The 2,151-nt window shown below is 64.8% G+C and carries 1 protein-coding gene; it reads right to left on the reverse strand.

The window, feature by feature from the left end:
* The coding region (locus CSC73_RS18275) for an RHS repeat domain-containing protein (RefSeq protein ID WP_246197577.1) at positions 1-2,151 on the reverse strand (2,151 nt) is incomplete at both ends.

The following is a 2,151-nucleotide window of genomic DNA, read 5'->3' on the forward strand; positions in this document are numbered from 1 at the left end:
GTAGTGCAGCTGGTTGCCGTTGGCGATCAGGCCGACCGGCAGATCGTCCAGCCAGATCGCTTGTTGTAGCGCCGCCCCGGTGTTGTCGTAGTCGCCCAGCCAGTGGCCGGCTTCATCGTAGAGCGTGTAGGTGTTGGTGGTACCGACGTACTTGCGGACCTGTTCGCCCTTGCCGTTGTAGGCGTAGTTCCGCTGCACGATCGCGTTCTGTTTGACCTGGCTCATCCTGCCCGTATCGTCGTAGACGAACTCCTTGGCCGTGCCACCGATGGCGGTGGTGTTGCCGGCGTTGTCATACGTGCGGACAGTCGCACCTACCTGGCTCAACTTGTGACTGGTCGAGGGATAGGTGTAGGCCTGGGTGCCCGCGCTGTTGGTGAAGCTCTGGCGGTTGCCGGTGGCGTCATAGGCGTAGCTCTCGATGGCCACGTCGGTGGGACCATCCTTGAACTTGGTGAGACGGCTCAAGGCGTCGTAGTCGAACTTCACCAGCGGAGTGCTGCTGGCCGCCGGGGTCAGTTGCGTGAGGTTGCCGACCGGGTCGTATTGGAAGCCGACGGAGAGGCCCCCTGTGCCGGCGTCGTGGATGGCGGTGGGCTGGTAGTTCTGGTTGAGCGGACGCAGCAGCTGCCGGCCGTTGCCGTAGGTCCAGCCGGCGACCGGGCCGAAGGGGTGGTAGCTGGCCTGGTTCAACAGCACTTCGCTGGCGGCGCCGGCCCGTTGCACCTCGACCTGGGTGGTGCGGCCCTGGGCGTCGCGGGTGTAGGTCGCCACGGCGCCATCGGGATAGGTCACGCTGCTCAGCTGCCCGGCCAGGGTGTAGGCATAGCGCACGGTGAGAGCGATGCCGTTGGTGGTCTGCACCTTGCGCACCAGATTGCCGAAGCGGTCATAGCAGTACTGAGTGCTGCCGCTGGCATCGGTGAGTTGGGTCAGGCGGCCGGCGGAGAAGGTTTCCCCGCTCTGGCAAACCGCTTGGGGGCTGTCGTAGGTGTAGCCCACGTTGAGGCTGGAAGTGGCGTAGGCGATGCCGGTCAGCCGGTTCAACACATCGTAGCTGTAGGTCGCAGTCTGGTTGCGCGCATCGGTCTGGGTGGCGCGATTGCCGGCGCTGTCATAGGTGTAAACCGTGGTGCCGGTATCGGGACTGGCCAGCTGGGTCAGATCGCCCAGGCCGTTGTAGGTGTAGGTGGTGTTGAGACCCTTGGGGTCGGTGACCTGGGTCAGGTGGTCCTGGGCGTCGTACTGGAACTGGGTCTCGGCGTTGATGCCGCCCACATCCTGCAGGGTGCGGCTGAGACGGTTCAGCGGGTCGTAGTCGTTGTTGGTGACCCGATCCAGGGCATCGGTCACCGTGTCGGTGTTGCCGTTGGCGTCATAGGCGAAGTCGGTGGGGTTGGCCTGCGCATCGGCCTGGGTCTGCAACTGGCCCAGCTGGTTGTACACCCGACTCAAGGTGCGCTTGAGCACGTTGCCCGGATCCCTGGTGTCTTCCTGGGTGCGGTTGCCGGCGTTGTCCAGGGTGTAGTGGATCGTGTTGCCGGCGTTGTCGGCGATATCGGTCAGTCGATGGGCGGCATCGTAGGTGTAAGAAGTGAAGGCGCCGTCGGGCTGGATGACCTTCTTGACCAGGCCGGTCGGCCAATACTCGATCTGGGTGATGGCGTCATCGGTCTCCACCGAAGCATTGGCGCCGCGCACCTTGCGGGCCGTGAGCCAGCCGCGCGGGTGGTACGCAAGGTCGGTAACCACGCCGTTGGCGTCCTTGACCGACAGCACCCGCCCAGCACCGTCGTAGGCCAACGTCTCGCTGACCTGGCCCAGGGCATTGGTGACCTTCCACAGGTCGCCCTTGCGGTAGGGGCAAGTGGTCGGGGCCGTGGCGCAACTGGCGTCGTCGGCCATGCGATAGGTGTAGGTGGTCGTATCGGCGACATCGGTGCGGGAGCCGTTGACCGAGGTCACCAAGCCGACCAGCGGACAGGTGCCAGCAATCACGTCCGAGGACTCGCAATAGGTCGTCGTGGTGGTGCGGGCAACGCTGGTGGCCGGATCGATCTGCGAAGCGGTCAGCGCCTGGCCGCGGGTGTTGTAGGTGTACGTAGACTTGGCGACAAGCGTGTTGGCGGCGTTGTACACCCGGCGTTCGGT

It is taken from the genome of Pseudoxanthomonas sacheonensis (assembly GCF_010093305.1).
GTDB lineage: Bacteria > Pseudomonadota > Gammaproteobacteria > Xanthomonadales > Xanthomonadaceae > Pseudoxanthomonas_A > Pseudoxanthomonas_A sacheonensis.